Here is a 26357-nt window from a genome sequence, read left to right as displayed (position 1 = left end):
TCTTGTTGTTGTTCGGGGCTCGTCCCCCGCCCCCACCCTGTCCCCTTGGGTCTCTCCCCCCCCCCCGTGGGCCCCCCCCCCCCCCGCCCGGGGGGGGGGGGGGGCCGCCCCCGGCCGGTGGGAAATGCGGTGGTGCCCGCCAGTCCGTCCGGGCACCATCCCCGCATGATCGAGATCAGGGTGCTCACCCCCGACGACTGGCCCACCTGGCGTGAACTGCGGCTGGCCGCCCTCACCGAGGCACCGGGGGCGTTCGGCTCCCGGCTCGCCGACTGGCAGGGCGACGGCGACCGGGAGCAACGCTGGCGCGACCGGCTGAGCATCCCCAACTCACACAACCTGGTGGCCGTCCTGGACGGGCACCCGGTCGGGATGTCGAGCGGTGTACCCACACCGGACCCCCTGATGATGGACCTGATCTCGATGTGGGTGCACCCCGACGCCCGCGGCACGGGTGTCGCAGACCGCCTGGTGAACGAGGTGGCGCAGTGGGCCCACGAGCGCGGCGCCACCCGGCTGAGGCTCAACGTCAGGCTCGACAACGCGCGAGCGAAGGCCCTCTACCGCCGCGCCGGCTTCCGGATGACCGACGAGCCGGGCAACCTGACGCCCGACGGCGAACAAGTCATGCTCCGCCCCCTCTAACCCGCGCCGCGCCGCACCCCCGCCCCACCCTCCCGCGATCTTGCACTTTCGGTCGCCCGATCGCGGCTTATGCCCTTTTCGCCGGGACAGAAACCGCAAGATCGGCGAGGGCGGGGCGGGGCGAGGGGCGGGGTGGGTGGGTCAGACCAGGCAGTTGACGATCTCGGCTACCGAACGGCGGCGGCCGGTGTAGAACGGGACCTCTTCGCGGACGTGTCGGCGGGCGCCGGAGGCGCGCAGGTCCCGCATCAGGTCGACGATTCGGTGCAGTTCGTCGGCCTCGAAGGCGAGCATCCACTCGTAGTCGCCGAGCGCGAACGAGGCGACCGTGTTGGCCCGCACGTCCGGGTAGCCGCGGGCCAACTTGCCGTGCTCGGCCAGCATCTCGCGCCGCTCGGCGTCGGGCAGCAGGTACCACTCGTAGGAGCGGACGAACGGGTACACACAGATGTAGGGGCGAGCCTCCTCACCGGCCAGGAACGCCGGGATGTGACTCTTGTTGAACTCCGCCGGCCGGTGCAGCGCCATCTGCGACCACACCGGGGTCAGCGCCCGACCCAGCGTGGTGCGGCGCAACCGCAGGTAAGCGTCCTGGAGCGCGTCGGGGGACGCGGAGTGCCACCAGATCATCACGTCCGCGTCGGCGCGCAGCCCGGAGACGTCGTACACGCCCCGGACCACCACGTCCTTGCCGGCCAGCTCCTCGAAGAGGGACTCGACCTCACCGGTGACGTTGTCCCGCAGCGACGGCAGCGGGGAACTGGCCCGGAACACCGACCACATGGTGTAGCGGATGCTGTCGTTCAGCTCCCGCAACCGGGCCGCGTTGGTCTGCTCGGTCATCTCGCCGATCCTCCCAGTGCTGTGATGATCTCCTCGGCCGCCGTCTCGCCGGAGCGGACGCAGACCGGGATGCCGACGCCGTCGTAACCGGCGCCGGCCAGGACCACTGTGGGGTGCGCTGCCCGCAACGCCGTCCGCGCGGCGGCGAGCCGGTCGGCGTGCCCCGGCGCGTACTGCGGCAGCGCACCGCCCCACCGCTGCACGTGCCCGTCGACCGGGGCGGGCAGCGGGGTGCCGAGCACCGCCGACAACTCGCGGTGCACGGTGGCCGCCAGGTCCGCGTCGGGGCGCTGAAGGTGCGCCTCCTCGCCGTAGCGGCCCACCGAGGCGCGCACCAGTGCCAACCCGTCCGGCTGGCGCAGGTGCCCCCACTTGGTGGTGAAGAAGGTCGCCGCCTTGATCAGCAGGCCCTCGGTGCTCGGCACCAGGAAGCCGGACAGCTCGGGCAGTCGCGGTTGCGGCAACGCCATGGTGACCAGCGCGACGCTCGCGTAGTCCAGCGCACCGACGCCCGCCGCCACCGCCGGCGCGGGGCCGGCGAGCAGCCGCGCCGCCGGTCGCGCCGGCACCGCCAGCACCACCGCGTCCACGTCGACCAGTACAGGGTCACGGGTCGGGCCGACGGTGAGCCGCCAACCCGTGTCGGTCGCTGTCAACTCGCGCACTGCGGCGTTTCGCCGTACCGTCGCGCCGCTGGCCGTCACCGCCGCCTCGACCAGGGTGCTCAGCCCACCGGCGAGGGTCCCGAAGACCGGGGCGCCGGGCGCACGCGGTGCGGCGGCCTGGGCGGCCCGGACCGCGCCGACCAGTGTGTGCTCCACCCGGGCCGTGCGGGCCAGCGCCGGCATCGTCGTGACCAGCGAAAGATCGTCGGCGCGGCCGGCGTACACGCCGCCCAGCATCGGGTCGACCAGACGCTCGACCACCTCGTCGCCGAAGCGGGACCGGACCAGCGCGCCCACCGAGACGTCAGCGTCCGGCCCGACCAGCGGCCGACCGCCGTCGGTGTCGGCGTCCGCGGCCGGGCGGGCGACAGTGGCCACCCGATCCAGATCCCCGGGTACGCCCACCAGGGTGCCGCCCGGGATGGGGCGCAGCCCTCCGTCGATGACCAACGCGGCCTGCCCCACAGTGGGGTGCACGATCTTCTCGGCCAGCCCGAGCCGGCGGGCCAACGCCACCGCCGCGCTCTCGGCGCCGGTCGGGTCGCGCATCAGGAACGACTCCGCGCCGAACTCCACCGGCTGACCAGCCAGCTCCCCGGTGCGTAGCTTCCCGCCCAGCACACCGGACTGCTCGTACACGGTGATCTCGGTGCCGGCCGGTGCGCTGTCGCGCAGGCGGACCGCGGCGGCCAGACCGGCGATCCCGCCGCCGACCACCGCCACCCGCCAGGGCCGCCGCATTCCCGGTCAGCCCTGGTCGGCTCGGCGGCTGGACAGCTCGTGCACCAGCGCGACCACCCGGGTCAACACCTCCGGGTCGGTCTCCGGCAGCACCCCGTGGCCGAGGTTGAACACGTGCCCGGGGGCCGCCCGGCCCTGCTCCAGGATGCGGCGCACCTCGGCCTCGACGACCGGCCACGGCGCGAGCAGCACGCACGGGTCCAGGTTGCCCTGTACCGCCTTGTCCGCGCCGATCCGGCCGGTGGCCACGTCCAGCGGCGTACGCCAGTCGACCCCGACCACGTCGGCCCCGGCCTCGCCCATCGCGCCGAGCAGCTCGGCGGTGCCCACCCCGAAGTGGATCCGGGGCACCCCGGCGTACGACTGCTCCGGCTCGGCGCTTCCGTCGCCGCGCCCCGACCCGGAGTAGTCGTCGGCCAACCCGCTCAGCACGGTGGTGGAGTGCGGCAGCACGAAACGGCGGTAGTCGGCCTCGGAGAGCGCGCCGGCCCACGAGTCGAACAGCTGCACGGCGGAGACGCCGGCCTCGATCTGCACCCGCAGGAAGGCCAGCGTCACCTCGGCCAGTCGGGCGCAGAGCGCGTGCCACAGCTCCGGATCGCCGTACATCAGGGCCTTGGTCTTCGCGTGGGTGCGCGACGGCCCGCCCTCGACCAGGTAGCTGGCCAGGGTGAACGGCGCACCGGCGAAACCGATCAGTGGGGTGTCCCCGAGCTCGATCACCAACTGCCGGACCGCCTCGTCCACGTACGAGACGTCGTCGCGGGTGATCAGGCGGATCCGCTCCACGTCGGCGGCGGTGCGGATCGGCTCGGCGACCACCGGGCCGGTGCCCGGCACGATGTCCAGGTCGACTCCGGCCGCGGCGACGGGCACCACGATGTCGCTGAACAGGATCGCCGCGTCCACGCCGTGGCGGCGCACCGGCTGGAGGGTGATCTCGGTGACCAGCTCCGGGCGCCGGCAGGACTCCAGCATCGGCACGCTCGCCCGGATCTCCCGGTACTCCGGGAGGGAGCGGCCGGCCTGGCGCATGAACCAGACCGGGGTGTGCGGGACGGGCCGACGTCGGCAGGCCCGGATGAAGGGCGAGTCGGCCGGTCCGCCGGGGCGGGATTCTCCGTCTCGGGCGACAGTGCCCGTGGTGTCCGTGGTCATCGCCGCAATCGTGCCACGCCCGCCACCCCCGACAGGGTGGGGGTGAGAGGAAGGGCACCGTTCCTTACCTCGGCGTCGAAGCGAGGGCCCCTCGGTGAGCGTCGGCGCGCCGTCGAAGCGGGGGGCGGGCGTCGGCATAGGCTGCCGACATGGCCCCCCCGATCGCGCTCCCGGAGACGTTCGCCCGAGCGGTCGCCGGGCTGCGGTCGGCCGCCCCCCGGCCGGAGATCACCCTGGAGGAGGTCGGCGCCCCCCAGCGGCTGGCCCCGTACGCGTTCGCGCTCGCCGCGACAGTGCTGCGCGACGACGACGAGGTGGCGACCGGCCGGCTGATCCTGCTGCACAACCCGGTCGGGCACGAGGCGTGGCAGGGCACCCTGCGGCTGGTCACCTACGTGACCGCCGAGTTGGAGGTCGATCTGGCCGCCGATCCGCTGCTGCCAGGGGTCGGCTGGACGTGGCTGACCGACGCGTTGGACACCCAGGACGCCGGCCATCGGGCGATCGGCGGAACGGTGACGCAGACCATGTCGACCCGGTTCGGCGATCTCGCCGGCCCGCCGACCATCGGTGACATCGAGATCCGCGCGTCCTGGACGCCGATCGACGACGACCTGACCCCACACCTGCTCGGCTGGTGCGCGTTGCTCGCCTCCACCGCCGGTCTCCCCCCACCCGGCGTCACCGCCCTCTCCGACCGCCGCCCGGCCGGCGCAGCCTGACGTTCGGCCCTCGGGAGGACACTTTGCGGACACCTGATCGACACACGCCGGACCGGCTGCACCCGCCGGATCTCCGCGCGCACTAGGGTTGGCAGGTGACCGACGAACCACCCCTGCGCCGTCGGCCCACCGAAGAACTTCCGGGAAACGCACCCCAGCACCCGCCGTCGGCCCAGCCGCAGCCGGCGGGCGAGGGGGCCGACCCGGCCGACGGTGGGCCCGTTCCGCTGATCGCCCCGCGTGACGGCACCCCCGATCCGGTGGCCGCCCCGGCCGAGCTTGCCGAGGTCGTGGCCCGCTTCGCGGCGGGCACCGGCCCGGTCGCCCTGGACGCCGAACGGGCTTCGGGCTACCGCTACAGCCAGCGCGCGTACCTGGTGCAGCTACGCCGGGCCGGTGCGGGCACCGCGCTGATCGACCCGCTGCCCCTGCCAGACCTCAGCGCGCTGGACGCGGTGATCGGTGAGGCCGAGTGGGTCCTCCACGCGGCCAGCCAGGATCTGCCCTGCCTGGCCGAGGTGGGGTTGCGTCCACGCCGACTGTTCGACACCGAGCTGGCGGCTCGGCTGGCCGGGTTCGAACGCGTCGGGCTGGCCGCGCTCACCGAGCAGCTGCTCGGGTTCACACTGGAGAAGCACCATTCGGCGGCCGACTGGTCGAGCCGACCGCTGCCCGAGTCGTGGTTGACGTACGCCGCCCTCGACGTTGAGCTGCTCACCGACCTGCGCGACGCGCTGGACGCCGAGTTGACCCGGCAGGGCAAGTCGGCCTGGGCCGCTGAGGAGTTCGCCGCGCTGGTCCGCACCGGGGCACGCCCGCCCCGGGTTCGGGCGGAGCCGTGGCGGCGCACCTCGGGCATCCACCGGCTGCGGGGGGCGCGGGCCCAGGCCCGGGTCCGCTCGATGTGGTACGCGCGGGACCAGATCGCGGCCCGACGGGACGCCGCTCCCGGTCGGGTGCTGCCCGACTCGGCGATCATCGCCGCGGCCGAGCTGGACCCGAAGGACGAGAAGACCCTGCTGACCCTGCCCGGCTTCGGTGGTCGGTCGGTCCGTCGGCTGGCCCGCACCTGGCTCGCCGCGCTCGACGACGCCCGGCAGCTGCCGGAGGATTCCCTGCCGGTCTCGCCGGCGGTGGAGGGCCCGCCTCCGCCGCACCGATGGGCTGAGCGGGACCCGGTGGCGGCCGGTCGACTGGCCCGCTGCCGGGAGGTCGTGATCCGCATCGCCGGTGAGCACAACCTTCCGCCGGAGAACCTGATCACTCCGGATTCGGTCCGCCGGCTGGCCTGGACCCCGCCGGAGGAGATCACCGAGGAGTCGGTGGCGGAGACCCTCCGCGGCCTCAACGCCCGCGAGTGGCAGATCGCCCTCCTCATCCCCGACCTGACCGAAGCCCTGACCCCAAAAACCCCACCCCCCTAACCCACCCCACCCCACCCCCACCCCACTGCCGTTGATCATGAGGTTGTTGCCATCGGGACCGGCGTGTCCCGACAACAACTTCATGATCGACGAGGGCTGGCGGATCGGGGGTGGTGTGGGGTGGGCCACAGGCGGGGGTGGGGACGGGGTTGGTTACTGGCGAGTAGCATCCGAGGGAAACGTGCCCGTGTCGGCGACCCTTGTTCCGGTCCGGCGTGCCGCCCGGCGCGAAGGCCGAATCACGGTCGAATAGGAGGCTCAAGTGCCCCGTGAAGTTCGCGACGTCGTCTTCGTCGACGGCGTCCGCACCCCGTTCGGCAAGGCGGGTGGCATGTACGCCAACACCCGCGCCGACGACCTGGTGATCCGCTGCATCCGGGAACTGCTGCGTCGCAACCCGCAGCTGCCCCCGGAGCGGGTCGAGGAGGTCGCCATCGCGGCCACCACCCAGATCGGCGACCAGGGCCTCACCATCGGCCGCACCGCCGCCCTGCTGGCCGGGCTGCCCAAGACCGTCCCCGGCTTCGCCATCGACCGGATGTGCGCGGGGGCGATGACAGCGGTCACCACGGTGGCCAGCGGCATCGCCATGGGCGCGTACGACATCGCCATCGCCGGTGGCGTCGAGCACATGGGCCGCCACCCGATGGGTGAGGGCGTCGACCCCAACCCGCGCATCATCGCGGAGAAGCTGGTCGACCCGTCCGCGCTGGTGATGGGCGCCACCGCGGAGAACCTGCACGACCTGGTCCCGCACATCACCAAGGCACGCACCGACGCGTTCGCGCTCGCCTCGCAGCAGAAGACCGCCAAGGCGTACGCCAACGGCAAGCTCCAGGACGACCTGGTGTCGATGTCGATCCGCGACGCGGAGGGCGGCTGGGGCCTGGCAACTGTCGACGAGGCCCCGCGGGACACCTCGTTGGAGAAGCTCGGCACCCTGAAGACCCCGTTCCGCCCGCACGGCAAGGTCACCGCGGGCAACGCGGCCGGCCTGAACGACGGTGCCACCGCGAGTCTGCTGGCCGACGAGGCCACCGCCCGCGAGCTGGGCCTGCCGGTCGCCATGCGGCTGGTGTCGTTCGGCTTCGTCGGAGTCGAGCCGGAGGTGATGGGCGTCGGCCCGATCCCGTCGACGGAGAAGGCGCTGCGCCTCGCCGGGCTCAGCATCGACGACATCGGCCTGTTCGAGCTGAACGAGGCGTTCGCCGTGCAGGTGCTCGCCTTCCTGGACCACTTCGGCATCGCCGACGACGACGCGCGGGTCAACCCGTGGGGCGGCGCTATCGCCATCGGTCACCCGCTGGCCTCCTCCGGCGTGCGGCTGATGACGCAGCTGGCCCGCCAGTTCGCCGAGCACCCCGAGGTCCGGTACGGCCTCACGGCGATGTGCATCGGCATCGGCATGGGCGGCACTGTCATCTGGGAGAACCCGCACTGGGAGGGTGGCAACAAGTGAAGGCACCGAACGAGGTCGTCACCCGGGCGCTCCTGCGCCAGGTGAACGTGCCGGGGCTGGACCGGCCCGCCGCCCTGATCACGCTGGACAACGGCTTCGACCACACCAAGCCGAACACCTTCGGCCCGGGTGGGTTGGCCAGCCTGGACGAGGCGATCACCGCCGCGCTCGCCGCCGACCCGGCGTTCATCGCGGTCACCGGCAAGCCGTACATCTTCTGCGTGGGCGCGGACATCGTCGGCCTGCCGCAGCTCGCCGATCGCGCGCAGGCGCTGGAGATCGGCCGGCTCGGCCACCGGGTCTTCGCCCGGCTCAAGGACAGCAGCGTCCCCACCTTCGCGTTCGTCAATGGCGCGGCGATGGGCGGTGGCCTGGAGCTGGCGCTGCACTGCCACTACCGGACGCTCTCCGGCGGCGCGGCAGCCCTCGCGCTGCCCGAGGTCTCCCTCGGTCTGGTGCCCGGTTGGGGCGGCACCCAGTTGCTGCCGAACCTGATCGGCATCCCCGCGGCGACCCAGGTGATCATCCAGAACCCGCTGATGCAGAACAAGATGCTCAAGCCGAAGCAGGCTGCCGAGCTGGGCATCGCGGACATCCTGCTGGAGCCGGCGGACTTCCTGGAGCGGTCCCTGGAGTGGGCTGCCGGCGTGGTCCGGGGTCAGGTCACCGTGACCCGGCCCGCCGTCGACAAGGACATGTGGGCGGGCGTGCTCTACTTCGCCCGGGAGACGCTGAACCAGCGGCTGCACGGCGCGGTCCCGGCCGCGTACAAGGCGCTCGACCTGCTGGAGACGGCGAAGGACGGCGACTTCGCCGCCGGCACCGCCGCCGAGGACGAGGCCCTCGCCGACCTGGTCTTCTCCGAGGAGCTGCGCAGCGGCCTGTACGCGTTCGACCTGGTGCAGCGGCGGGCCAAGCGCCCGGCCGGCGCACCGGACAAGGGCCTGGCTCGCACGATCACCAAGGTCGGCATCGTCGGCGCGGGTCTGATGGCCAGCCAGCTGGCGCTGCTGTTCGCCCGCCGCCTCCAGGTGCCTGTGGTGATGACCGACCTCGACCAGTCCCGGGTGGACAAGGGCGTCGGCTACGTGCACACCCAGATCGAGAAGGCCGTCACCAAGGGCCGGATGGACAAGGGCACCGCCGCCAAGCTGTACGGCCTGGTCAGCGGCACTGTCGACAAGAGCGCCTTCGCGGATGCGGACTTCGTCATCGAGGCGGTCTTCGAGGACCTGGGCGTCAAGAAGCAGGTCTGGGCCGAGTTGGAGAAGATCGTCTCTCCGGAGGCGGTGCTCGCCACCAACACCAGCTCGCTGTCGATCACCGAGATGGCCGCCGAGTTGGAGCACCCGGAGCGGGTGGTCGGTTTCCACTTCTTCAACCCGGTGGCGGTGCTGCCGCTGCTGGAGATCGTCCGGGGCGAGCGCACCGACGACGTCACCCTGGCGACCGCGTTCGCAGTGGGCAAGCAGCTCAAGAAGTCGAGCGTGCTGGTCAAGGACGCTCCGGCGTTCGTGGTGAACCGGCTGCTCACCCGCTTCCTGGGCACCGTCTTCGCCGCCGTCGACGCGGGCACTCCGCTGGACGTGGCGAACAGCGCACTGGACCCGCTGGGCCTGCCGATGCGTCCGCTGGCCCTGCTCCAGTTGGTCGGGCCGGCCGTCGCGTACCACGTGGGCGGCACCCTGCACGCCGCGTATCCGGACCGGTTCGGGGTCAGCGAGAACCTCAAGCGGATCGCCGACTCCGGGCAGCCGATCGTGGTCGACGACCAGGTCAACGAGGAGGTCGCCAAGCTGCTCGTGGTCGGTGACCAGCCGCTGACCGCCGAGCAGGTACGCCAGAACGCCCTCGACGCGCTCGCGCAGGAGATCCGGCTGATGCTGGACGAGGGCGTGGTCGCCGAGGCGCAGGACATCGACCTGTGCATGATCCTGGGCGCCGGCTGGCCGTTCCACCTGGGCGGCGTCACGCCGTACCTGGACCGGACCGGCACCTCCGAGCGGGTCACCGGCCAGCGGTTCCTGCCGCCCGGCGCGGCGAGCCTGCCCGCCTGACAGATCGCAGCACCACGGTCGCGGTGGTCGGACCGTCCCTATCGGACGGACCGGCCACCGCGACCGTTTGTGATCAGACGATTGCGGGATGCGGGTTTTCGCGGGGACCGCGGCGGGCATCGCGCCGGGTTAGGATCACGCGTTTTGCAACCCCATCTTGGAGCTGACTGATGTCTCAGCCGCCGGCCAATCCCTACGGCCCGCCGCACGATTCCCCCGACCCGTCGCAGCAGCCGGGCCAGCAGCCTGGCGGGTGGCCGCCGCCGCAGCAGCAGGGACAGCCGCAGCAGCCCGCTGGCTACCCACCCGCGCAGCCGGGCTTCCCGCCCGCGCAGACCGGTTTTCCGCCCGCGCAACCGGGTCAGCCGTACGGTGACCCGAACCTGGCCGGCGGCCCGCCCCCGGCGAAGAAGTCGAACGTCGGCAAGATCGTGCTGATCGTGTTGGCAGTCGTGCTGGTGCTCTGCGTCGGCGGCGCGGCGATCATCTGGTTCGTCGCCAAGGGGCCGGTGAACGACGTGCTCGACGCCAGCAAGACCCGGGTCGTCGCGCCGACCACCCTCGCCGGCCGGCCGAAGCTCACCAACCCGGAACTCCAGAGTGCTGCCGAGCAGGCGGTCGCCGGGATGAAGACGGCGGCGGGGAACGAGACGAGCACCATCGCGGCCTTCTACGGCGACCCGACCAAGCAGGACCTCGTCATGATCGCGGGCGTGTCCGGGCTGCTGTCGGACCCGAAGAAGGAGCTGGACGCCTATGTGGACGGCCTGTCCAAGCAGCTGACGGTGGACACGATGACGGCCGTCGACGCCGGCCCGCTCGGCGGTGAGGCGCGTTGCGGCGACGGCAAGGCCGAGACCGTGCCGCTGGGCATCTGCGTCTGGGCCGACCGGGGCAGCCTGGGCATGGTGGTGATGTACTTCAAGTCCGCCGACCAGGCGAAGGCCGAGTTCACCGCGATCCGGGGCCAGGTCGAGCAGCAGTCCTGATCCGTACGCGACCGGGGCCCCGGCCACCTTCGGGTGGCCGGGGCCCCGATTGCTTCTCCTGAAGCACGCCAACCGACCGGCGGCGGCACGTCAGCGCACTCCCTGCGGCCGCCAATACTTTGCCCTTGCGCTAAGTGTCATCTCCCGCAACACTTAGCCGCATGGCACAGTATTCGGCGCAGCTCGACGGCGTGTTCGTCGCCCTCGCTGACCCGACCCGGCGCTGGGTCATCCGCCGCCTCGGCCACGGTCCGGCGAGCGTCGGCGACCTCGCCCGCGAATTTCCGATGACCCTTCCCTCGTTCATGAAGCACGTGCAGACGCTCGAGTCGAACGGACTGATCCACACGACCAAGTCCGGCCGGGTGCGCACCTGCGTGCTCAACCGCGAGCGCCTCGCTGTCGTCGACGACTGGCTCGCGGAGCAGCGCCGGATCTGGGAGGAGCGCACGGATCGCCTGGAACGCCTCGTCACCGATGAGCAGGAGAACCAGCAATGAATCCCGACCTGGACCTGAGCATGGCGCGGGTCATCCGCGCACCTCTCGCCGCCGTGTGGAGCGCCTGGACCGATCCGTCCCGCTTCGAGAAGTGGTGGATACCGGCGCCGGCCCTGTGCCGCGTCGATCGCTTGGACGTCCGGCCCGGTGGCGGACTCGTGACCCGACTGAGCGAGGACGGGGTGGAGTTCGTCCCGCACCTCGACGCGTGCTTCCTCGTCGTCGACGATCTCGAACGGATCGTGTTCACCAACGTGATCGACAGCGCCTGGCGGCCCGCGCATCCAACCCCGGTCCCGATGACCGCGGAGATCACCATGAAGGATCATCCGGACGGCACTGACTACCGGATCCTCGTCCGTCACGGTGATCCCGCCGCTCGTGACCTTCACGAGAAGATCGGCTTCGCGGACGGCTGGGGCTCGGTCACCGAACAACTCGCCGGGCTCGCCGAGGGCCAGGAGGCGCTGTGAAGATCGTCCTTACCGAGTTCGTCACTCTCGACGGCGTCAGCCAGGGGCCCGGCTCGCCGACCGAGGACACGAGCGGCGGCTTCGCCCTGGGCGGCTGGCTCGTGCCCTACCTGGACGAGGTCTTCGTCCGCCGTACCTCGGAGTGGTTGGGTCTCGCCGACGGTCTGCTGCTCGGACGGCGGACCTACGAGGCGTTCGCTCGCGACTGGCCGCAGATCACCGACCCGGACGATCCGTTCACTAAACGGATGAACTCACTACCGAAGTACGTCGTGACCAACACCCTGACGGAGGGTGGTTGGCACCCGACGACAGTGCTCCACGGCGACCCGGTCCACAGCGTCGGGGAGCTCAGGGCGCAGCCAGGACGGGAGCTCCAGATTCACGGAAGCGCACGGCTTGGCAAGGCTCTGTTGTCAGCTGGCCTCGTCGACACCCTCCGACTCGTCATGGCCCCCACCGTGGCCGGCTCCGGGCGGCGGCTGCTCGACCACCCGAACGCATCCGTCGGCCTCCGACTGGTTCACCACGAAGCGACGGCGAAGGGCTTGCTCCTGCTCGAGTACGAGCATGTCGGCACCGCCCCGACGGCGCAGTACGAGGGCGCGACAGCCTTCGTCTAGTCACCCGACACGACACGACACGGCCCGGCCACCGCCTGAATCTCGCGATCAGGTCCCGCCCCGACAGCGGGAAGCCGGGGCACCGGCCACGCGAAGGTGGCCGGTGCCCCGGTGCCGTACGTCGACCATCAGGCCGGTTCGGCAACCTCCGACGTGGCGAGCGCCGCCGCCGCTGCCCGCGCCGCTGCCGCTGCGGCCCGCTCGGCGGCGTTGCCGAGCACGCAGAACTCGTTGCCCTCCGGGTCGGCGAGCACCACCCAACCGCCGCCGGTCGGGCCGACGTGGTCGGCGACGAGCGTCGCGCCGATGCCGAGCAGCCGCTCGACCTCCTCGGCCCGGGTGCGGTCGGCGGGTTGCAGGTCCAGGTGCAGCCGGTTCTTCACGGACTTGCCCTCGGGCACCGCGATGAACAGCACCTCCGGGCCACCCGGCGGCAGAAGCATCGCCTCCGGGTCGCCGGGAAAGTCGTCGGGCTGCCGCGGGCAGTCGAAGACCTGCGCCCAGAAGCCGGCGAGGGCGTACGTGTCGTGACAGTCGATGCTGATGTTGTGAATCGTCGAACTCATGCCTGGTCCTCCACAGTGGTGTCGACCCGCTCCCCGGCACTGCGGAGCACGCAGAACTCGTTCCCCTCCGGGTCGGCGAGAACCGCCCAGCCCGTCCCGTCGGTGCGCCGCTGGTCGGCGACCATCGTGGCCCCGAGGCCGAGCACCCGCTCGACCTCCTCGTCGCGGGTCCGGTCGACCGGTTCCAGGCAGATGTGGACCCGGTTCTTGGTCACCTTGTCCTCGGGCACCGCTTGGAAGAACATGTTCGGCGTGGCACCGTCCGGCGGCAGCAGGGCAGCTTCCGGGTCACCCGGAACGTCCTCCGGGAGCCGGGCGTAGCCGAGCACCGCCGACCAGAAGCCGGCCAGGGTGTACGTGTCGTGGCAGTCGAAACTGATGTTGCGGATCCGTGGATGCACGGGTGGTCTCTCCATCTTCGGATGGGGACGCTCCGCCGCCGGGGGTCAGCCTGCGAGGACCCGGGGTGCGGAGCCTTGACTGATGGACATCAACGCACCCCCTTCCACTCTCCGAGCTGACCCGGCGATCTTGCCACCGGCCGAGCGGGGCGCGCAACCCCGATCAGCCGGCGACGGACACCGTCGCGGGCACGGCCGGGGCGTCCGACGACGGCAGGGTGACAGTCACCTCCAGGCCACCGCCGGGCTGCGCGACCACCCGTACGGCGCCGCCGTGCGCGGTGCAGACCGCCCGGACGATGGACAGCCCCAGGCCGGAGCCACGGGCTCCGGTGCGTTCCCGGCCACCACGGCGGAACGGCTCGAACAGCCCCGGCACGTCGGCCTGGTCCACCTCGAAACCGGTGTTCCCCACCACCAGCCAGGACCGGTCACCGTCGGTGCCGGTACGCACCCAGAGCCGCCCGTGCAGGTGGTTGTAGCGGACCGCGTTCTCGATCAGGTTCCCGGCCAGCCGGTCGAGCAGCCCCGGGTCGCCGACGACCGGCGCCGACTCCAGCGACGTCTGCACCCGCAGGCCAATCCGTTCCACCTCGCGGCGCATCGCCGACAGTGCGTTGGCGGTGCCCGCGGCGAGGTCACACTCGGTACGCCGGCCCAGTTGCCGCCCAGCCTGCGCCTCGCTGCGGGCCAGCACCAGCAGTGCGTCCACCAGGCCGTTGGCCCGCTCGGAGGCGTCGCGGACCACTGTCGCCATCCGTCGGTACTCGGCGGTGTCCGCGTCGTCGTCGCTGAGCGTCACGTCGATTTCCGTCCGCATCACGGCGAGCGGGGTACGCAGCTCGTGCGAGGCGTTCGCCACGAAGCGCTTCTGGGCCTCGAAGGCGGACGCGATCCGGTCCAGCATGGCGTCGAACGTCTTGGCCAACTCGGCCACCTCGTCGTCGGCGCCCGAGTAACCGATCCGCTGGTCCAGGGTCGCCTCACCGAGCCGCTGGGCGGTCGCCGTGACCTGGTGCAGTGGACGTAACGCCCGACCTGCCACCGCGTACGCGCCGGCCACCCCCACCACGCTGATCGCCAGCAGCGCGACCAGGCCCTTGGCCAGCAGCTCCCCGGAGGCGGCATCGACCAACTGCCGCTGCCACTGGGCGGCGTCCATCTGCCGGCCGTCGGAGAGCAGGACCATCGTGCCGGGCACCAACTCGTCGGTGGGCCGCAACGCGTCGCGGACCAGCAGCCAGGCCAGCAACACCAGGATCGCTCCGGCGCCGATCAGCAGCACCCCGTTGAGCAGTGTCAGCCGCAACCGCAGGGTGGGTCGCAACCGCCGGCTCATGCGCTCACCTCGGCGGTGCGGTAGCCCGCACCGACCACCGTCTCGATCAACGGCGGGTCACCAAGCTTCCTCCGGAGCGTCATCACCGTGACCCGGACGATGGTGGTGAACGGATCGGTGTTCGCGTCCCAGACCCGTTCCAGCAGTTCCTCGCTGGAGACCACCGCGCCCCGCGCCTTGAGCAGTTCGCTGAGCACACCGAACTCCTTGTTGGTGAGGTCCACCGGCACCCCGGCGCGGGTGGCCACCCGGCGGGCCGGGTCGAGCACCAGGTCGGCCAGTTCGAGCACCGGCGGCGCGGCCGGTGTGGCCCGCCGGCCCAGCGCCTGCACCCGGGCGACCAGTTCGTCGAAGGCGAACGGTTTAGGCAGGTAGTCGTCAGCGCCGAGCTGCAACCCCTCCACCCGGTCGGCCACGGTGCCGCTGGCGGTGAGCATCAGCACCCGGGTCAACGCGCCGGAGGCCGCCAGGTCGGCGCAGATCTGGTCGCCGTGCACACCCGGCAGGTCGCGGTCGAGCACCACCACGTCGTACCTGGTGATGAACGCCGCCTCGTGGCCGGCGTCGCCGTCGTACGCCACGTCGACCGCCATCCCCCGCTTGCGCAACCCCCGTGCGATCGCGTCGGCGAGGTTGCGCTCGTCCTCGACCACCAGTACCCGCATCCCGGCCTCCTCGCTGCTGACCACCGACAACCTAGTGCCGGCCGGCAACCATCGTCCCTCGCCGTCCGCGCCGGCCGGCGTTGCGGGCCACCGCGGCGTACGCGATGCTGGCCGGCGGTATCGAGCGACGGACGGACCTGGCATGACCACTGCGGCACCACCCACCCGTCGAGACATCGCCTACCGGGGTTTCCACCTGCCGGCCGACACGGCCAGCGGCAGCGGCGACGGCCTGCTCGCCAGCGGTCGAGGGCTCACCCTCGACGGCGTCGCCCCGCAGGGCACCTGGACGTCGCCGCCGGTAGCTGTCGGCTTCGCCGTCGCCGAGGTGGTCCCGTCCTGGACGGCCGACACCCCGGACGGCTGCTGGATCGCTGTCGACCTGCGCGGCTGGCACGACGACGCACCCAGCACCGACTGGTACCGCCTGGCCCACTGGGCCGCCGACGACCACACGGTACGACGCACCTCGCTGCCCGGACAGCGCGACAGCGCCGCCCGGGTCGACACCGACACCCTGATCGTGACCGGAGCGACGGTCACCGGGTGGCAGGCGCGGGTGACCTTGTGCCGGCCCGCCGGCAGCCCGACCGGCCCGGTGCTGCGCAGCATCGGCGCGGTCGCCACCGGCCCCACGACGGCTCACCACTGGTACGCGGGAGAGCCCGTCCCGTCCGCAGCCTGGGGCCGGGTGTTGGACGTGCCCCGCTACTCGCAGCGGCTGCACGCCGGCCAGTACCCGCAGTGGGGCGGTGGCGGGGACTCCTGGTGCAGCCCCACCTGCACCTCGATGGTGCTCGCCTACTGGGACGCCGGGCCGACGCCGGACCGTTACGCCTGGGTGGAGCCGTCCGGCCCGCGTCCGGTGGTCGTCCACGCCGCCCGGCACTGCTACGACCACACGTACGCCGGGGCCGGCAACTGGCCGTTCAACACCGCGTACGCCGGACTGCACGGGGTGGACGCGTTCGTCACCCGGCTGCGGTCGCTGGTCGAGGCGGAGGCATTCGTCGCCGCCGGCATCCCCCTGATCGTCTCCGCCGCGTTCCGGGCCGACGAGGTGCCGGGGCTCGGGTACGACACCGGGGGGCATCTGATGGTGCTTGTCGGCTTCACCGCCGACGGCGACCCGGTGCTCAACGACCCGTACGCCCCGGACGACGACGCGGTCCGTCGCACCGTGCCCCGGCAGGGGTTCGAGGCGGTCTGGCAACGCGGCAGCGGCGGGGTGGCGTACGTGCTGCGGCCCTCGTCGACGCCGCTGCCCCCGCCCCCCACCCAGGCGAACTGGTGATCAGCCGGCCAGTTTCCAGAGCTGGTAGGAGCCGGTGGTGGTGGCGATGCACACCAGGTAGCCGGTGACCGCCTGACACCCCCCTGTGACATCGGGCAGCACGTCCACGATGTGCACCTTTCCGGCGGCGATGTCCAGCTCGCCGACGAGCACCCCTCCGTCGGGATGCCGGCGCAGGCCGAGCAGCCGGCCGCCAACACCTAGCTGGTACAGCTCCCACCGGCCCAGGTCGGCCAACTGCTGGCCGGTCAGCGCATCGAGCACGACGTACTGCTCCGACGGACCGACGCCGCTGATGTTGGCCATCAGCCGGCCGTCGGTCGGCCAGGCCCACCCCCACTGGCTGCTGCGCCAGCGCACCTCGCCGGTTGCCGGGTCTAGCGCCTGCAACTCGTTGTTGCCGGTGCGCAGACACAGGACGGGTCCACAGTCCAGCGCGAAGTCGATGTGCACCCTCGCGCGGGTCCAGCGGGGCTTGAGCTGGTCCAGCTCGTACGCGGTGACAGTGCCCGAGCCTCTGTCGAGGGCCAGCAGCAGGTCGTTCGACAGGTCCAGTCCGATCCGACCACCGTCGGGTGGGCGCAGGTCGGCGCGGGCCAGCACCGCGCCGGTGTTCGCGTCGCGTACCTCGACCGGCCCGTCCAACTGGTTGAGCACCACCCGGTCCACCCCGAGCCCGGTGTCCCGCACCCTCATGTCGGGGCTGAGGCCGGACAGCTCCCAGCGGACGGTGCCGCAGCACGGATCCACAGCGCGCAAACTGGACGGTTCGGTCTCGCCGCCGTTGCGCAGCAGCAGGTTGCCGTCGGTCAGCTTGGAGACGGCGCCCGGCTGCTGCCACCGGTACGCCCCGGTCGCCCGGTCCAGTGCGACGGTGAGTGTTTCCCGACCCTCCGGGCCGATCTCGTACCCGGTGGCCAGCAGCATCCCGGCGAGCGGAATCATCCCCCAGTACCGAGCCTGCGCCGGCAGCGTCACCTGCCAGACCGGCTCGACGCCGGGCAGCCGATACGCGGCGAGCCGCGCTTGCCGCGCTTCGGTACTGGCCGGCTCCATGACGAGGAGCAGATCACCGTCGATCATGACATCGGATCCGGGCCGGCCCGGCAGCGTCACCGGGGCCCGCCGAGGCGGTACGACGGCGGACGCGGCGAGCGTGACCAACGCCAGCACCATGACCAGCGCAGAGCGCAGCGGGCGACCGTGAGCGCGAGGTGGGCGCGGCGTCGACTCCGGGTCCGGGTCGTCCCGCAGCTCGCCGAGGTCGATCACCGAGTCGGTCACCGCGTCAACCTCCACAGAGCGGTAGTGCCGTCGAGGCGCTGGCAGAGCAGGACCGGCAGGGACGCCTGGCAACTGCCGGCGATGCCCGGCAGCACGTCGACGATGCGCGTTCGGCCGGCCACCAGGTCCAGTTCGGCGACGACCATCCGACCGTCGTCACCCCGCCGCACACCGACCAGCGGGTCGTCCGGCCGCAGCACCGGCATCAGACTCCACGCGCCCAGCTCGGTCCGCATCTGCCCGGTGGCCGCGTCCCGCACCGCGTACCCCTGGCCGGGTCTGGCCATCAGGAGCCGACCGTACCGGACGTTGGCCAGGACGTCCTGGCCCGGTTCCGACCACCGCACGGCGCCGGTGCCCGGGTCGAGCACCTGGAGGCCGCCTGTCTGCGGCACCGCACAGAGCAGACCGCCGCATTCGAGCACATGCGACACCAGCGTCACCTCCGAGGTCCACAGTGGCTCCAACTCGGCCAGCCCGAAGCTCACCAGCCGGGTGCTGCCCGGCGGGACGAGCAGCAGCAGGTCGTCGACGATCTGCACCCGCTGGTACGCCGACCGGTCACCGGGCAGCGTGTCGATGCTGCGCAGCAGTTGGCCGGTGCCGGCGTCGTGCACCTGCACCTCGCCGGTCGGTTGCAGGAGCACGAACCGGTCGACCTGCCCCTCGGGAGTGAGGTGGTAGGTGGGGCTGGCGGCCGGCGGGATCGGCACCGACCAGAGCACCAGGCCGATGTCGGGCTCCACGCCGCTCATCGCGCCCGACCCGTCCTCTTGGCCATTGGTCACCAGCAGGCCACCGCCGGGCGTCGGCTGGGGAGCGCCGGGATGCTGCCAGCGTTGCCGGCCCGTCGCAATGTCGAAGGCGGTGGTCTGGAACAACCGGTTGGGGGCGCCGACCGCCAACGCCAGCACCAACCCCTGCTCGACCCGGACGTCGAGATAGTTGCCGGTGCGGGCCAGCGGCGCCTGCCACCGCCGCCGCACCTCAGCACCGGTCGGTGCCGGCTGGGCGTACGCGGTCAGGTACCGGGCCCCGTCGGGTGCCGGCGGATCGACGACGTAGACCCCGTCCCCGGCCAGGTACGCGGTGGCCATCCGCGAGGCCGGCACCACGCTCACCGTTCGCCGCGTTGCCGGCGCGGCGCCGGCCAGCACCACCAGGCTGAGAAACAGCACAGTCGCGCTGCGCAGCGGGCGACCAACGGCGCGCGGGCGGCGCACCGGAGGTGCCGGCACGGGCTCGTCGCGCATCTCGCCCAGCTCGATGATCGACAACGACCGTTCCTCCGTCACCAGGTAAGGCTGGCCGACGGGTCACTCTCCGGCAAACCGACAGTCAGCGCACCGGCCCGGCAAAAGCGACGGAACCCCGCCTGTACGATGGCGCGTCGTGGCTGTGCCGGTGGTAGACCCTTCGCTGATTCCCGTGACCGACGCCGACCCGGCCGAGGTCGAGTCGACACGGCGGCCTCGACGCCGTCCGGCCCGAGCCGACCTGTTGGCCCTCGGAGCCTATGTGCTGCTGGGCGTCTTCGTCTGCCTCAACTACTGGGGTGACGTCAACGGCCGGGTCTCCTCGCACCTGCCCACCGACCACAGTTGGTTCGAGTGGCTGTTCGCGCACGGCGAGTACTCGGTGCGGCACCTGGAGAACCCGCTGTTCACGGCCCGTCAGAACGCCCCGGACGGGGTGAACATGATGGCCAACACCTCGCTGCTCGGGGTGACGCTGCCGTTGGCCCCGCTGACCATGCTGCTCGGCCCCCAGGTGATGTACTCGCTCTACCTGGGCGCGGCGCTGGCGGCCACCGCCGGCACCGGGTACTGGATGCTCTCCCGCCACCTGGTGCGCTCCCGGGCGGCGGCGTTCGTCGGCGGCGCGTTCCTCGGCTTCGCGCCGGGAATCATCCACCACGCCAACGGCCAACCGAACTTCGTTTCCAACTTCCTGCTCCCGCTGATCGTGGTGCGGGTGCTGACCCTGGGTGAGCCGGGCCGGTGGCGACGCAACGGGCTCGTGCTCGGTGCGCTGGTGGCGTACCAGATCTTCATCAACGAGGAGATGCTGCTGCTCACCGCGCTGGCCTGCCTGGTCATCGTGCTGGCGTACGCCGTGCAGCGGCCGCGGGCCACCCGGGCCTCAGCCGGCACGTTCCTGGCCGGGCTCGGCGTCGCCGGTGGGCTGGCCCTGGTGCTCACCGCCTACCCGATCTGGTTCCAGTTCAACGGCCCGCAGTCCTACCGGGGCCTGCAGGGCGGCGTGTTCCACAACTGGGGCGAGGACCTGGTCGCCTTCGTCACCTTCGCCCGGGACACCTGGGCCGGTGACCCGGCCGTGGAGAAGACGATCGGGCTGACCGAGCAGAACACCTGGTTCGGTTGGCCGCTGGTGCTGCTCTCTGTGGTGGCTCTGGTGCTGCTCGTACGCCGCTCGCTGGCCGCCCGGATCGCCGCGGTGCTCATCGTGGTGTTCAGCGTTGCCGCGATCGGGCCGTTCGTGCGCTTCAACGGTGTGGAGACCGGCGTGCGCGGCCCGTGGTCGTACGTGTCGGACGACCTGCCGCTGGTCGAGATGATGATGCCGACCCGGTTGACGCTGGTGGTCGCCGCCGCGGTGGGCGTACTGCTCGCGTTGACCTGGGACGCCGCGCACCGCCAGGGGCGCGCGGTGGCCGACCGGCCGCGGGTGCCGGCCCAGCGGGTGCCCGAGACGACCTCGGCGACGTCCGACGACGAGCCGGCCGCGCCGGCCGTCACGCGCCGCCGTTGGCTGCGCCCGGTGGGGTACGCGGCGGTCGCGCTCGCCGTGCTGCCGCTCTTCCCCCGCCCGCTGCCCGCCCAGCAGATCGACCCGCCGCCGCACTTCATCACCGCGGGCGGCTGGCGGCCGTACGTGCCGGCGGGTCGAACCCTGGTGCCGGTGCCGATCCCGAGCAACGTGCACGGTCTGCCGACGCTGCGGTGGAGTGCGCTGACCGGGCAGGAGTTCCCCGTTCCGGGCGGCTACTTCATCGGCCCGAACGAGCTGGGTGAGGGGGTCTTCGGTGCGCCGAACCGACCGACCAGCTCCCTCATCTACGCCACGATGGACAGCGGCACGCTTCCGGCGCTGACCGACGAGAACCGCCGGCAGGCCGTCGAGGACCTGCGGTTCTGGCGGGCGTCGGTGGTGGTGCTCGGGGCGCACCCCCGCGAGGCGGTGCTCCGTGAGCTGGTCACCGCCCTGCTCGGGCCACCGCAGCGGGTCGACGACGTCTGGGTCTGGGACGTGCGGGCCCTGGTGGGTTAGTCAGCCGACCCGGTCCCGGACGTCCCACAACCATCCGCCGTCGACCGGTCGGCCCGGGCCGAGCAGGTCGTCGACGGTCCGGCGGACCGGGTCAGAGTGCTCCAGGTGCCCGAGTACGACCACCGCGGCACGCCAGTGCCGCAGGTCCTCGACGGCCCGGCGGCGGTCGGCGTCGGTGAGCACCGGCACCGCTCCGGTCTCGGCCACCTGCCGCAGCAGCACCGACGTGGGCCGGTCCGGCGCGCCCCAGCGGGCCGCCGGGTCGTCAGGGCCGCTGGGGCCGATGAAGTAACCACCCGGCGCGGCGAACCCCAGTCCGGTACGGGCGGACCAGAGCATCACCGGGCTGCGCCCGGCACCGGTGACCGGGGGCACAGCGACCACCGTCCGACCGGGCGGCACCAGCGGACGCCAGCCACCGGCGGCGAGAAACGCCGGCACCGGCGCGACCGGCACCACGCGGATCGGAGTCGGAAACAGTGGCAGCAACGCGGCGGCGACCGCGCCGGCCCACAGCAGTCGCACCGGTAGACCCGGCGCCACGTTCGGCCTCCGCGCGGCCCGGACCCGGTCCACTGACAGCGCCACCAGCACACCCAGCACCGGAACGCAGACCAGCGCGAACCGGGCCGGCACAGCGAGATCGAGCAACGGCAGCCCGCCGACCAGCCGGTACGGCCCCGCGATGCCGGTGGCCGCGCCGTCCACCCGCAACTCGTCGCCGAGCGAGAGCAGGGCGAAGACCACGCCGCAGGCGGCCAGTGCCCGCACCAGTGGTCGTCGCCACTGCCAGATCACGATCACCACGGCGAGCACCAGCAGACCCGGGCCGAAGAACGAGTTCTCCTCTGTCGGATTCGGCGAGAGCAGCCCCGGCAACCAGTCGTCACCCAGCACCGTCTGCCGGGCCGACGCGGTGAACGAGGCGACGTCCAGTTGGAAGCCCTGCGTGGCGAACGCCATCCCGGAGTAGTGCTGCGGGCCGTGGAACTGGAACCACAGCGGGTACGCCAGCGGCACCGCCGCCACGCCGGCCGCCACCGCCAGTCGACCGAAGAGGGCCGGTGCCAACCGCCGTGCGGCCACCCGGTCGGCGAGCGCGTAACCCAGCGCGAATACGCCGGCCGCGAGCACCAGGAAGACCAGCACCTCCTCGCCGATGAAGACCTGCCAGACGAGCAGCAGCCCCAGGCCGACGCCGGGCCGCCACACGCCGTCTCGCGTCGTCTCCGCGGCCGGCCGGAACACCAGGGCGAGGATCGCGGGCACCAGGAACTGGGCGGCGATGTGCAGGTGGGCGCCCGCCTGGGCGATCATGCCCGGGGCGAAGCCACAGATCAGCCCACCCACCGCGGCCGGGGCCCGGCTACCGACCAGCCGGCGACGCAACAGCACGTACCAGGCGACGGCCGTCCCGGCGAGGCAGCAGACGACCGCCACGCAGAACGCCACCTGCGAGCCGAAGAGCACTGTGACCGGGGTGAGCGGGACACCCAGGCCGAGCACCGAGGTGTTCGCCATCAGGTTGACCCCGTCGGGCGCGTTCAACACGGTGCTGAAGAGCGGGTTCTCCCCCTCGACCACCGCGTGAGCCGCGTGCGCCAGCATCCACTCGAAGAGGATCTGGTCACCCGCCTGGTGGAACAGCCGCCACTGGTGACCCCACTGCCCGCTGGTCACCAGCACGGCGAGGCCCAGATAGCCGGCGACCACCAGCGCGTCCCGCAGCCAGGCCGAGCGGGACGCGCCGACCGTCGCCGGGGGCGAGATGTTCGGGGACGTCGTCCCGGCGGTCATCAGACCGAACGGTCGCTGATCGTCCGGACGTCCCAGACCCAGACGTCCAACTCCTGGCGGCCCGGACCGACCAGTTCCTCGACGGTACGTCGCAGTGGCTCGGCGTTCTGCTGCCGCACCGGTAGCACCAGGATCGCCGCGCGCCAGTGCCGCAGCTCGTCGGTGAAGCGGCGACGCTGCCGGTCGTCAAGCTTTGGCGTACGGCCGGTGGTCGCCACCTCCTCCAGCATCTGACCCACCCCGCTGGGACGACCGCCGAACCGGCCCGCGTCACCGGTGTTGCCGTTGCGGGGCGCGAGGAAGTAACCGCCGGGGATCTTGAAGTCGAGGTTGGTGGCCGCCGCCCAGCGCATGCCGTGCGTGTTGCCCATGCTGGGCACCGGGATCGGCACCAGCGTCTGGTCCGGCCCGACGTACGCCCGCCACCGGTCCGCCGTGATGAAGTCCGGCACCGGTGGCCGGGAGACCATCCGCAGCGGCATCGGTGCGATCGGCAGCAGCGCGAAGGCCAGGCCCGCGGCGGTGAGCACGTGGACGGTACGACGGTCGGCCGGGCGTAGCGCCCAGGCCCGCTCGACGGCGAGTGCCAGCAGCAGGCCGATCACCACGCTGGTGATGAGCCCGAACCGGGTCGGCACCACCGCGTCCAGCAGCGGCAGGTGGACCAACCACTGCCACGGCCCGGTGATCAGCTCGCGGTCCCACCAGGAGACCCCCTCGCCGAGAGAGAGCACGGCGAAGAACACGCCGGTCACCGCGAGCGCCCGAACGATCAACTCCCGGCGCAGCCAGACCACGATGCCGATGGCCAGCATCGACAGGCTCCAGCCGAAGAAGGCATTCTCCTCGGAGTAGTTCGGCGCCAGGTTGATGTTGGCCCGCTGGTTGCCGCCGAGGGTGGGCGAGCCGGGGGCGAAGAAGGCGGCGATGTCGTTGCCGTAGTCCTTCACCGCGTCACTGAGCCCGTGGTACGCCATCGGCCCGGCGAACTGCACGTAGAGCGGGTACGCCAGCAGCGCCCCCGCCAGCAGCGCGCAGGTCATCACGCCGACGCCCAGGGGTCGCCACGCCGCCCGCCACCGGGCCGGCTCCTGAGCGAGCACCGCCAGCAGGAAGACGCCGCAGGCCAGCGCCGTGAAGAGCAGGATCTCCTCGTTGATGAACGCCTGCGCGGTGACCAGCAGGGCGAGCAGGGCCCCGTCCCGCACCGGTTTTACGGACCGGGTGAGCACCAGCACCCGCCACACGATGAACGGCAGCAGGAACTGGCTGATGATGTTCGGGTGCCAACTGGCGTGCGAGAGCATCGCGGGCGAGAACCCGCAGAACCAGCCGCCGACCGCCGCCGCGAGCGGGGTACGCACCAGGTGGCGGGAGAGCATCAGGTACCAGGCCATGGCGGTGCCGGCGAGACCGAGCGTGACCAGCACCACGAAGGAGACCGCCGGCCCGAAGAGCAGCGTCACCGGGACCATCGGGATGCCCAGCGCCAGCACAGCCGTGTTGGCCATCAGGTTGACGCCGTCGGGGTAGTTGAACTGCTCGGTGTAGAACGGGTACTCGCCGTGCAGCACCACGCGTACCGAGTGGGCGAGGAAGAACTGCACCTGCGCCGGGTCACCGGTGTAGAGCGAGGCCACCCGACCGGAGGGGTCCAGCCAGATCCGGCTGGTCACCCAGAGTGCGGCGAGCAGGAACAGTCCACCCACCGCCAGGTGCTGCCGACGCCGGGTCCACCGCCGCCACCACGCCCGCGTCGGCGCCGCGCTCTCGGCCGGCGCTCCGGGCTCGGCCGGCGTTGCGGTCTCGGCCGGCGTTGCGGGCTCGGCCGGCGTTGCGGGCTCGGCCGGCGTTGCGGTCTCGGCCGGCGTTGCGGTCTCGGCCGGCGCTGTGGTGGGGGCGGCCGGCGCTGTGGGCTCGGCCGGCGCTGTGGTGGGGGCGGTCAGCGCGGGCGGGCCGGCGAAGAGGCCGGCCGGTGTGCGGTAGCTCACCAGCTCGGCGGAGTCGACTGCCGCCTCCGGGTGCGGCGCGGGCAGGGCGCGGGACTCGGCAGGCGTCACAGTCGGCGGAGTCTACCGGAGCAACCAAAACGCCCTAAACCCCCGGTGCTGTCCATTGTGGTGGTTCGGATGCCGGCCAACTGAGGTGCCGCATCGGACATCTCGTACTATGGCGCTTTCCGACAGCGACGGCGAGGCGATCGGGGGCGGATCAGGTGACTCCAGGCCGTCGGTACGGCAGGGTGCTTCCCGTCCTGCTGAGCGCGCTACTGGCCGGTACGGCCTGCGGCCCGGTAGCCGAGCGGAAGCCGCAGGACCTTCGGGTCGGGTACGACAGCCTGGACGGCACCCTCGCGGTGTGGCCGCCCCGGGGCGACCTCTCCGGGGACGCCACGGCGACGGCGGCAGTCACCGCTGCGGTCCGGGGCTGGCGGTCGCCGGCCGACGACCGCGCGCACCTGCCCTCCTCGGGCATCCTCTTCTCCGGTCGGGTCGACGGTGCCTCGGTGGCGCTGGTGGCCGCCGACGTACCCGGCGAAAGCGCGTCCTGGCTGCTGCAACTGACCCGCGAGGGCGACCGGTACGCGGTGACCCGCGCCAGCGAGTACACCGATCCGGGTTACCTGGTCTACTCCGACGTGCTGCCGGTGCAGACGACCGGCGGCCGGCGTTACCTGGTCTCGGCCCGGGTGCAGAGCCTCCTCGGGCCACAGGACCGGACGTTGACCATCGCCGACGGTCTCAGCGCACCGGTCGACGTGCCGTCCTGCACCGCCGTCGGCGTGACCGCGACGCTGCGGACCACCGAGTCGCTCCCCCGTGGGCGGGCCGCCGACCGGCTGCTCGACCTGGGCACCGGCACCGTCGACCCGCGCTACCCGTTGGTCCGCGACGAGTCCGGCACGGGCCGGCGGGCGCTCAACGGCCTGGACACCTGCGTGCTGTCCGGCGATCGGGGCCCCTTCGGCAGCATCCCCCGCCGGATCGGGGACCAGGACGCCCCGCGCTCGGTGCCGACGTCCTGGCCGATGGCGAAGCTGACCGTACGCTCGCTCGGCGAAGTCGCCCTTGGCGGCGGCGAGGCGGCCGAGTTGCAGCAGCTCAGCTGGGACACCGACGCCGGCGCGATGACGGCGGTGATCTATCGACCGGCCGACGGGAGCGCGCCCGTCGTCTCACCCGCCGACCGGGCCACCCCGTTGCAGGCGTACCAACTGCCGGTGCCCGGTCAGCCGCTGGTGGTGCTGAGCTGGCGGCCCACCCGGGACAGCTCCCTGTCCGTTCCGCCGGGCACTCCCCTGTTGGTCGAGCGCCCCGGCCTGGCGGTCCCCACCGTCTTCGAGATCCACGGCGGGCCGACCTGGCACGACAGCGACGCCTTCGCCTCCGGCCCGGCTGCCTGGGTGGACCACGGCTTCGCC

The 26357-nt window shown here is 72.2% G+C and carries 23 protein-coding genes; 12 read left to right on the top strand and 11 right to left on the bottom strand.

Features of this window, described 5'->3' with window-relative positions; genetic code table 11:
- Nucleotides 1-165 precede the first annotated feature (165 nt).
- Complete coding sequence (locus tag AB0B98_RS32230) at nucleotides 166-645, top strand: GNAT family N-acetyltransferase (protein WP_357367546.1); 480 nt, start codon at nucleotides 166-168, stop codon at nucleotides 643-645.
- A gap of 141 nt (nucleotides 646-786) precedes the next feature.
- On the opposite strand, the gene hemQ is transcribed toward AB0B98_RS32230, so the two are convergent.
- The 3 genes from hemQ to hemE are packed head-to-tail and all read right to left on the bottom strand — an operon-like array spanning nucleotide 787 to nucleotide 4052.
- Nucleotides 787-1488: a hydrogen peroxide-dependent heme synthase gene (gene hemQ / locus AB0B98_RS32225; protein WP_357367544.1), complete on the bottom strand. Its 702-nt coding sequence runs from the start codon at nucleotides 1486-1488 to the stop codon at nucleotides 787-789.
- Nucleotides 1485-2894, bottom strand: a complete 1410-nt coding sequence (hemG, locus tag AB0B98_RS32220) for a protoporphyrinogen oxidase (protein ID WP_357367542.1) — start codon at nucleotides 2892-2894, stop codon at nucleotides 1485-1487. Before hemG ends, hemQ begins: the two co-directional genes overlap by 4 nt.
- Before the next feature lie 6 nt (nucleotides 2895-2900).
- Complete coding sequence (gene hemE, locus AB0B98_RS32215) at nucleotides 2901-4052, bottom strand: uroporphyrinogen decarboxylase (RefSeq protein WP_357367540.1); 1152 nt, start codon at nucleotides 4050-4052, stop codon at nucleotides 2901-2903.
- Nucleotides 4053-4201: 149 nt separating this feature from the next.
- Between hemE and AB0B98_RS32210 the strand changes: the two genes are divergently transcribed.
- From AB0B98_RS32210 to AB0B98_RS32175, 8 genes are all read left to right on the top strand, one after another.
- Nucleotides 4202-4774 (top strand): DUF3000 domain-containing protein, encoded by a 573-nt coding sequence (locus AB0B98_RS32210; RefSeq protein WP_357367539.1) that lies wholly within the window; start codon nucleotides 4202-4204, stop codon nucleotides 4772-4774.
- Nucleotides 4775-4869: 95 nt separating this feature from the next.
- The gene (locus AB0B98_RS32205; protein ID WP_357367537.1) at nucleotides 4870-6198 is read left to right on the top strand and encodes a ribonuclease D; all 1329 of its coding nucleotides are present in this window, start codon (nucleotides 4870-4872) and stop codon (nucleotides 6196-6198) included.
- Between the two features lie 262 nt (nucleotides 6199-6460).
- Entirely contained in the window at nucleotides 6461-7657 is a 1197-nt protein-coding gene (locus AB0B98_RS32200) for a thiolase family protein (protein WP_357367536.1), read from the top strand.
- Nucleotides 7654-9714 carry a 3-hydroxyacyl-CoA dehydrogenase NAD-binding domain-containing protein gene (locus AB0B98_RS32195; RefSeq protein WP_357367535.1) on the top strand — a complete coding sequence of 687 codons (2061 nt, stop codon included), beginning with the start codon at nucleotides 7654-7656 and terminating at the stop codon, nucleotides 9712-9714. Before AB0B98_RS32200 ends, AB0B98_RS32195 begins: the two co-directional genes overlap by 4 nt.
- 170 nt (nucleotides 9715-9884) lie before the next feature.
- Nucleotides 9885-10703 (top strand): hypothetical protein, encoded by an 819-nt coding sequence (locus AB0B98_RS32190; RefSeq protein WP_357367533.1) that lies wholly within the window; start codon nucleotides 9885-9887, stop codon nucleotides 10701-10703.
- A 161-nt stretch (nucleotides 10704-10864) separates the two neighbouring features.
- Nucleotides 10865-11203, top strand: a complete 339-nt coding sequence (locus AB0B98_RS32185) for a metalloregulator ArsR/SmtB family transcription factor (protein ID WP_357367531.1) — start codon at nucleotides 10865-10867, stop codon at nucleotides 11201-11203.
- Nucleotides 11200-11676: an SRPBCC domain-containing protein gene (locus AB0B98_RS32180; protein WP_357367530.1), complete on the top strand. Its 477-nt coding sequence runs from the start codon at nucleotides 11200-11202 to the stop codon at nucleotides 11674-11676. Before AB0B98_RS32185 ends, AB0B98_RS32180 begins: the two co-directional genes overlap by 4 nt.
- Nucleotides 11673-12299, top strand: a complete 627-nt coding sequence (locus AB0B98_RS32175) for a dihydrofolate reductase family protein (RefSeq protein ID WP_357367528.1) — start codon at nucleotides 11673-11675, stop codon at nucleotides 12297-12299. The genes AB0B98_RS32180 and AB0B98_RS32175 overlap by 4 nt, the downstream gene beginning before the upstream one ends.
- A gap of 128 nt (nucleotides 12300-12427) precedes the next feature.
- Here the strand turns inward: AB0B98_RS32175 and AB0B98_RS32170 are convergent, their stop codons facing one another.
- The 4 genes from AB0B98_RS32170 to AB0B98_RS32155 all read right to left on the bottom strand — a co-directional run bounded on the left by AB0B98_RS32170 (nucleotide 12428) and on the right by AB0B98_RS32155 (nucleotide 15270).
- Nucleotides 12428-12865 carry a VOC family protein gene (locus tag AB0B98_RS32170; RefSeq protein ID WP_357367527.1) on the bottom strand — a complete coding sequence of 146 codons (438 nt, stop codon included), beginning with the start codon at nucleotides 12863-12865 and terminating at the stop codon, nucleotides 12428-12430.
- Nucleotides 12862-13281: a VOC family protein gene (locus AB0B98_RS32165; protein WP_357367525.1), complete on the bottom strand. Its 420-nt coding sequence runs from the start codon at nucleotides 13279-13281 to the stop codon at nucleotides 12862-12864. The genes AB0B98_RS32170 and AB0B98_RS32165 overlap by 4 nt, the downstream gene beginning before the upstream one ends.
- Nucleotides 13282-13429: 148 nt before the next feature.
- A complete protein-coding gene (locus AB0B98_RS32160; protein WP_357283985.1) occupies nucleotides 13430-14605 on the bottom strand; it encodes a HAMP domain-containing sensor histidine kinase in 1176 nt (391 codons plus the stop codon).
- A complete protein-coding gene (locus tag AB0B98_RS32155) occupies nucleotides 14602-15270 on the bottom strand; it encodes a response regulator transcription factor (protein ID WP_357367524.1) in 669 nt (222 codons plus the stop codon). Before AB0B98_RS32155 ends, AB0B98_RS32160 begins: the two co-directional genes overlap by 4 nt.
- 142 nt (nucleotides 15271-15412) lie before the next feature.
- On the opposite strand from AB0B98_RS32155, the gene AB0B98_RS32150 reads away from it, so the two are divergent.
- Nucleotides 15413-16564 carry a peptidase C39 family protein gene (locus tag AB0B98_RS32150; protein ID WP_357367522.1) on the top strand — a complete coding sequence of 384 codons (1152 nt, stop codon included), beginning with the start codon at nucleotides 15413-15415 and terminating at the stop codon, nucleotides 16562-16564.
- On the opposite strand, the gene AB0B98_RS32145 is transcribed toward AB0B98_RS32150, so the two are convergent.
- Together AB0B98_RS32145 and AB0B98_RS32140 are read right to left on the bottom strand one after the other, a co-directional pair.
- Complete coding sequence (locus tag AB0B98_RS32145; protein ID WP_357367520.1) at nucleotides 16565-17848, bottom strand: PQQ-binding-like beta-propeller repeat protein; 1284 nt, start codon at nucleotides 17846-17848, stop codon at nucleotides 16565-16567.
- Entirely contained in the window at nucleotides 17845-19143 is a 1299-nt protein-coding gene (locus AB0B98_RS32140; RefSeq protein WP_357367518.1) for a PQQ-binding-like beta-propeller repeat protein, read from the bottom strand. The genes AB0B98_RS32145 and AB0B98_RS32140 overlap by 4 nt, the downstream gene beginning before the upstream one ends.
- Before the next feature lie 109 nt (nucleotides 19144-19252).
- Here AB0B98_RS32140 and AB0B98_RS32135 point away from each other — a divergent pair, with 109 nt between their 5' ends.
- Nucleotides 19253-21139, top strand: coding sequence for a hypothetical protein (locus AB0B98_RS32135; protein ID WP_357367552.1), 1887 nt, complete (start codon nucleotides 19253-19255; stop codon nucleotides 21137-21139).
- Here the strand turns inward: AB0B98_RS32135 and AB0B98_RS32130 are convergent, their stop codons facing one another.
- Both AB0B98_RS32130 and AB0B98_RS32125 read right to left on the bottom strand, forming a co-directional pair.
- Nucleotides 21140-22936 carry a hypothetical protein gene (locus AB0B98_RS32130; RefSeq protein ID WP_357367516.1) on the bottom strand — a complete coding sequence of 599 codons (1797 nt, stop codon included), beginning with the start codon at nucleotides 22934-22936 and terminating at the stop codon, nucleotides 21140-21142.
- On the bottom strand, nucleotides 22936-24882 hold the full coding sequence (locus tag AB0B98_RS32125) for a hypothetical protein (RefSeq protein ID WP_357367550.1): 1947 nt from the start codon (nucleotides 24880-24882) through the stop codon (nucleotides 22936-22938). The genes AB0B98_RS32130 and AB0B98_RS32125 overlap by 1 nt, the downstream gene beginning before the upstream one ends.
- A 296-nt stretch (nucleotides 24883-25178) precedes the next feature.
- Between AB0B98_RS32125 and AB0B98_RS32120 the strand changes: the two genes are divergently transcribed.
- Nucleotides 25179-26357 (top strand): hypothetical protein (locus tag AB0B98_RS32120; RefSeq protein ID WP_357367548.1); only part of this gene is annotated, 1179 nt, incomplete at its 3' end.

The organism is Micromonospora sp. NPDC048947 (assembly GCF_040649495.1).
Taxonomy (GTDB): Bacteria; Actinomycetota; Actinomycetes; order Mycobacteriales; family Micromonosporaceae; genus Micromonospora; species Micromonospora alfalfae.
The sequence above is the reverse complement of the archived record's forward strand: the minus strand, read 5'-3'. Positions and strand labels throughout refer to the sequence as shown.

Bases quoted from the DNA above. Each gene is read 5' to 3' on its own strand.
- AB0B98_RS32230 (WP_357367546.1), top strand. From the start codon at position 166: ATGATCGAGATCAGGGTGCTCACCCCCGACGACTGGCCCACCTGGCGT.
- hemQ (WP_357367544.1), bottom strand. From the start codon at position 1,488: ATGACCGAGCAGACCAACGCGGCCCGGTTGCGGGAGCTGAACGACAGC.
- hemG (WP_357367542.1), bottom strand. From the start codon at position 2,894: ATGCGGCGGCCCTGGCGGGTGGCGGTGGTCGGCGGCGGGATCGCCGGT.
- hemE (WP_357367540.1), bottom strand. From the start codon at position 4,052: ATGACCACGGACACCACGGGCACTGTCGCCCGAGACGGAGAATCCCGC.
- AB0B98_RS32210 (WP_357367539.1), top strand. From the start codon at position 4,202: ATGGCCCCCCCGATCGCGCTCCCGGAGACGTTCGCCCGAGCGGTCGCC.
- AB0B98_RS32190 (WP_357367533.1), top strand. From the start codon at position 9,885: ATGTCTCAGCCGCCGGCCAATCCCTACGGCCCGCCGCACGATTCCCCC.
- AB0B98_RS32185 (WP_357367531.1), top strand. From the start codon at position 10,865: ATGGCACAGTATTCGGCGCAGCTCGACGGCGTGTTCGTCGCCCTCGCT.
- AB0B98_RS32180 (WP_357367530.1), top strand. From the start codon at position 11,200: ATGAATCCCGACCTGGACCTGAGCATGGCGCGGGTCATCCGCGCACCT.
- AB0B98_RS32170 (WP_357367527.1), bottom strand. From the start codon at position 12,865: ATGAGTTCGACGATTCACAACATCAGCATCGACTGTCACGACACGTAC.
- AB0B98_RS32165 (WP_357367525.1), bottom strand. From the start codon at position 13,281: ATGGAGAGACCACCCGTGCATCCACGGATCCGCAACATCAGTTTCGAC.
- AB0B98_RS32160 (WP_357283985.1), bottom strand. From the start codon at position 14,605: ATGAGCCGGCGGTTGCGACCCACCCTGCGGTTGCGGCTGACACTGCTC.
- AB0B98_RS32155 (WP_357367524.1), bottom strand. From the start codon at position 15,270: ATGCGGGTACTGGTGGTCGAGGACGAGCGCAACCTCGCCGACGCGATC.
- AB0B98_RS32150 (WP_357367522.1), top strand. From the start codon at position 15,413: ATGACCACTGCGGCACCACCCACCCGTCGAGACATCGCCTACCGGGGT.
- AB0B98_RS32130 (WP_357367516.1), bottom strand. From the start codon at position 22,936: ATGACCGCCGGGACGACGTCCCCGAACATCTCGCCCCCGGCGACGGTC.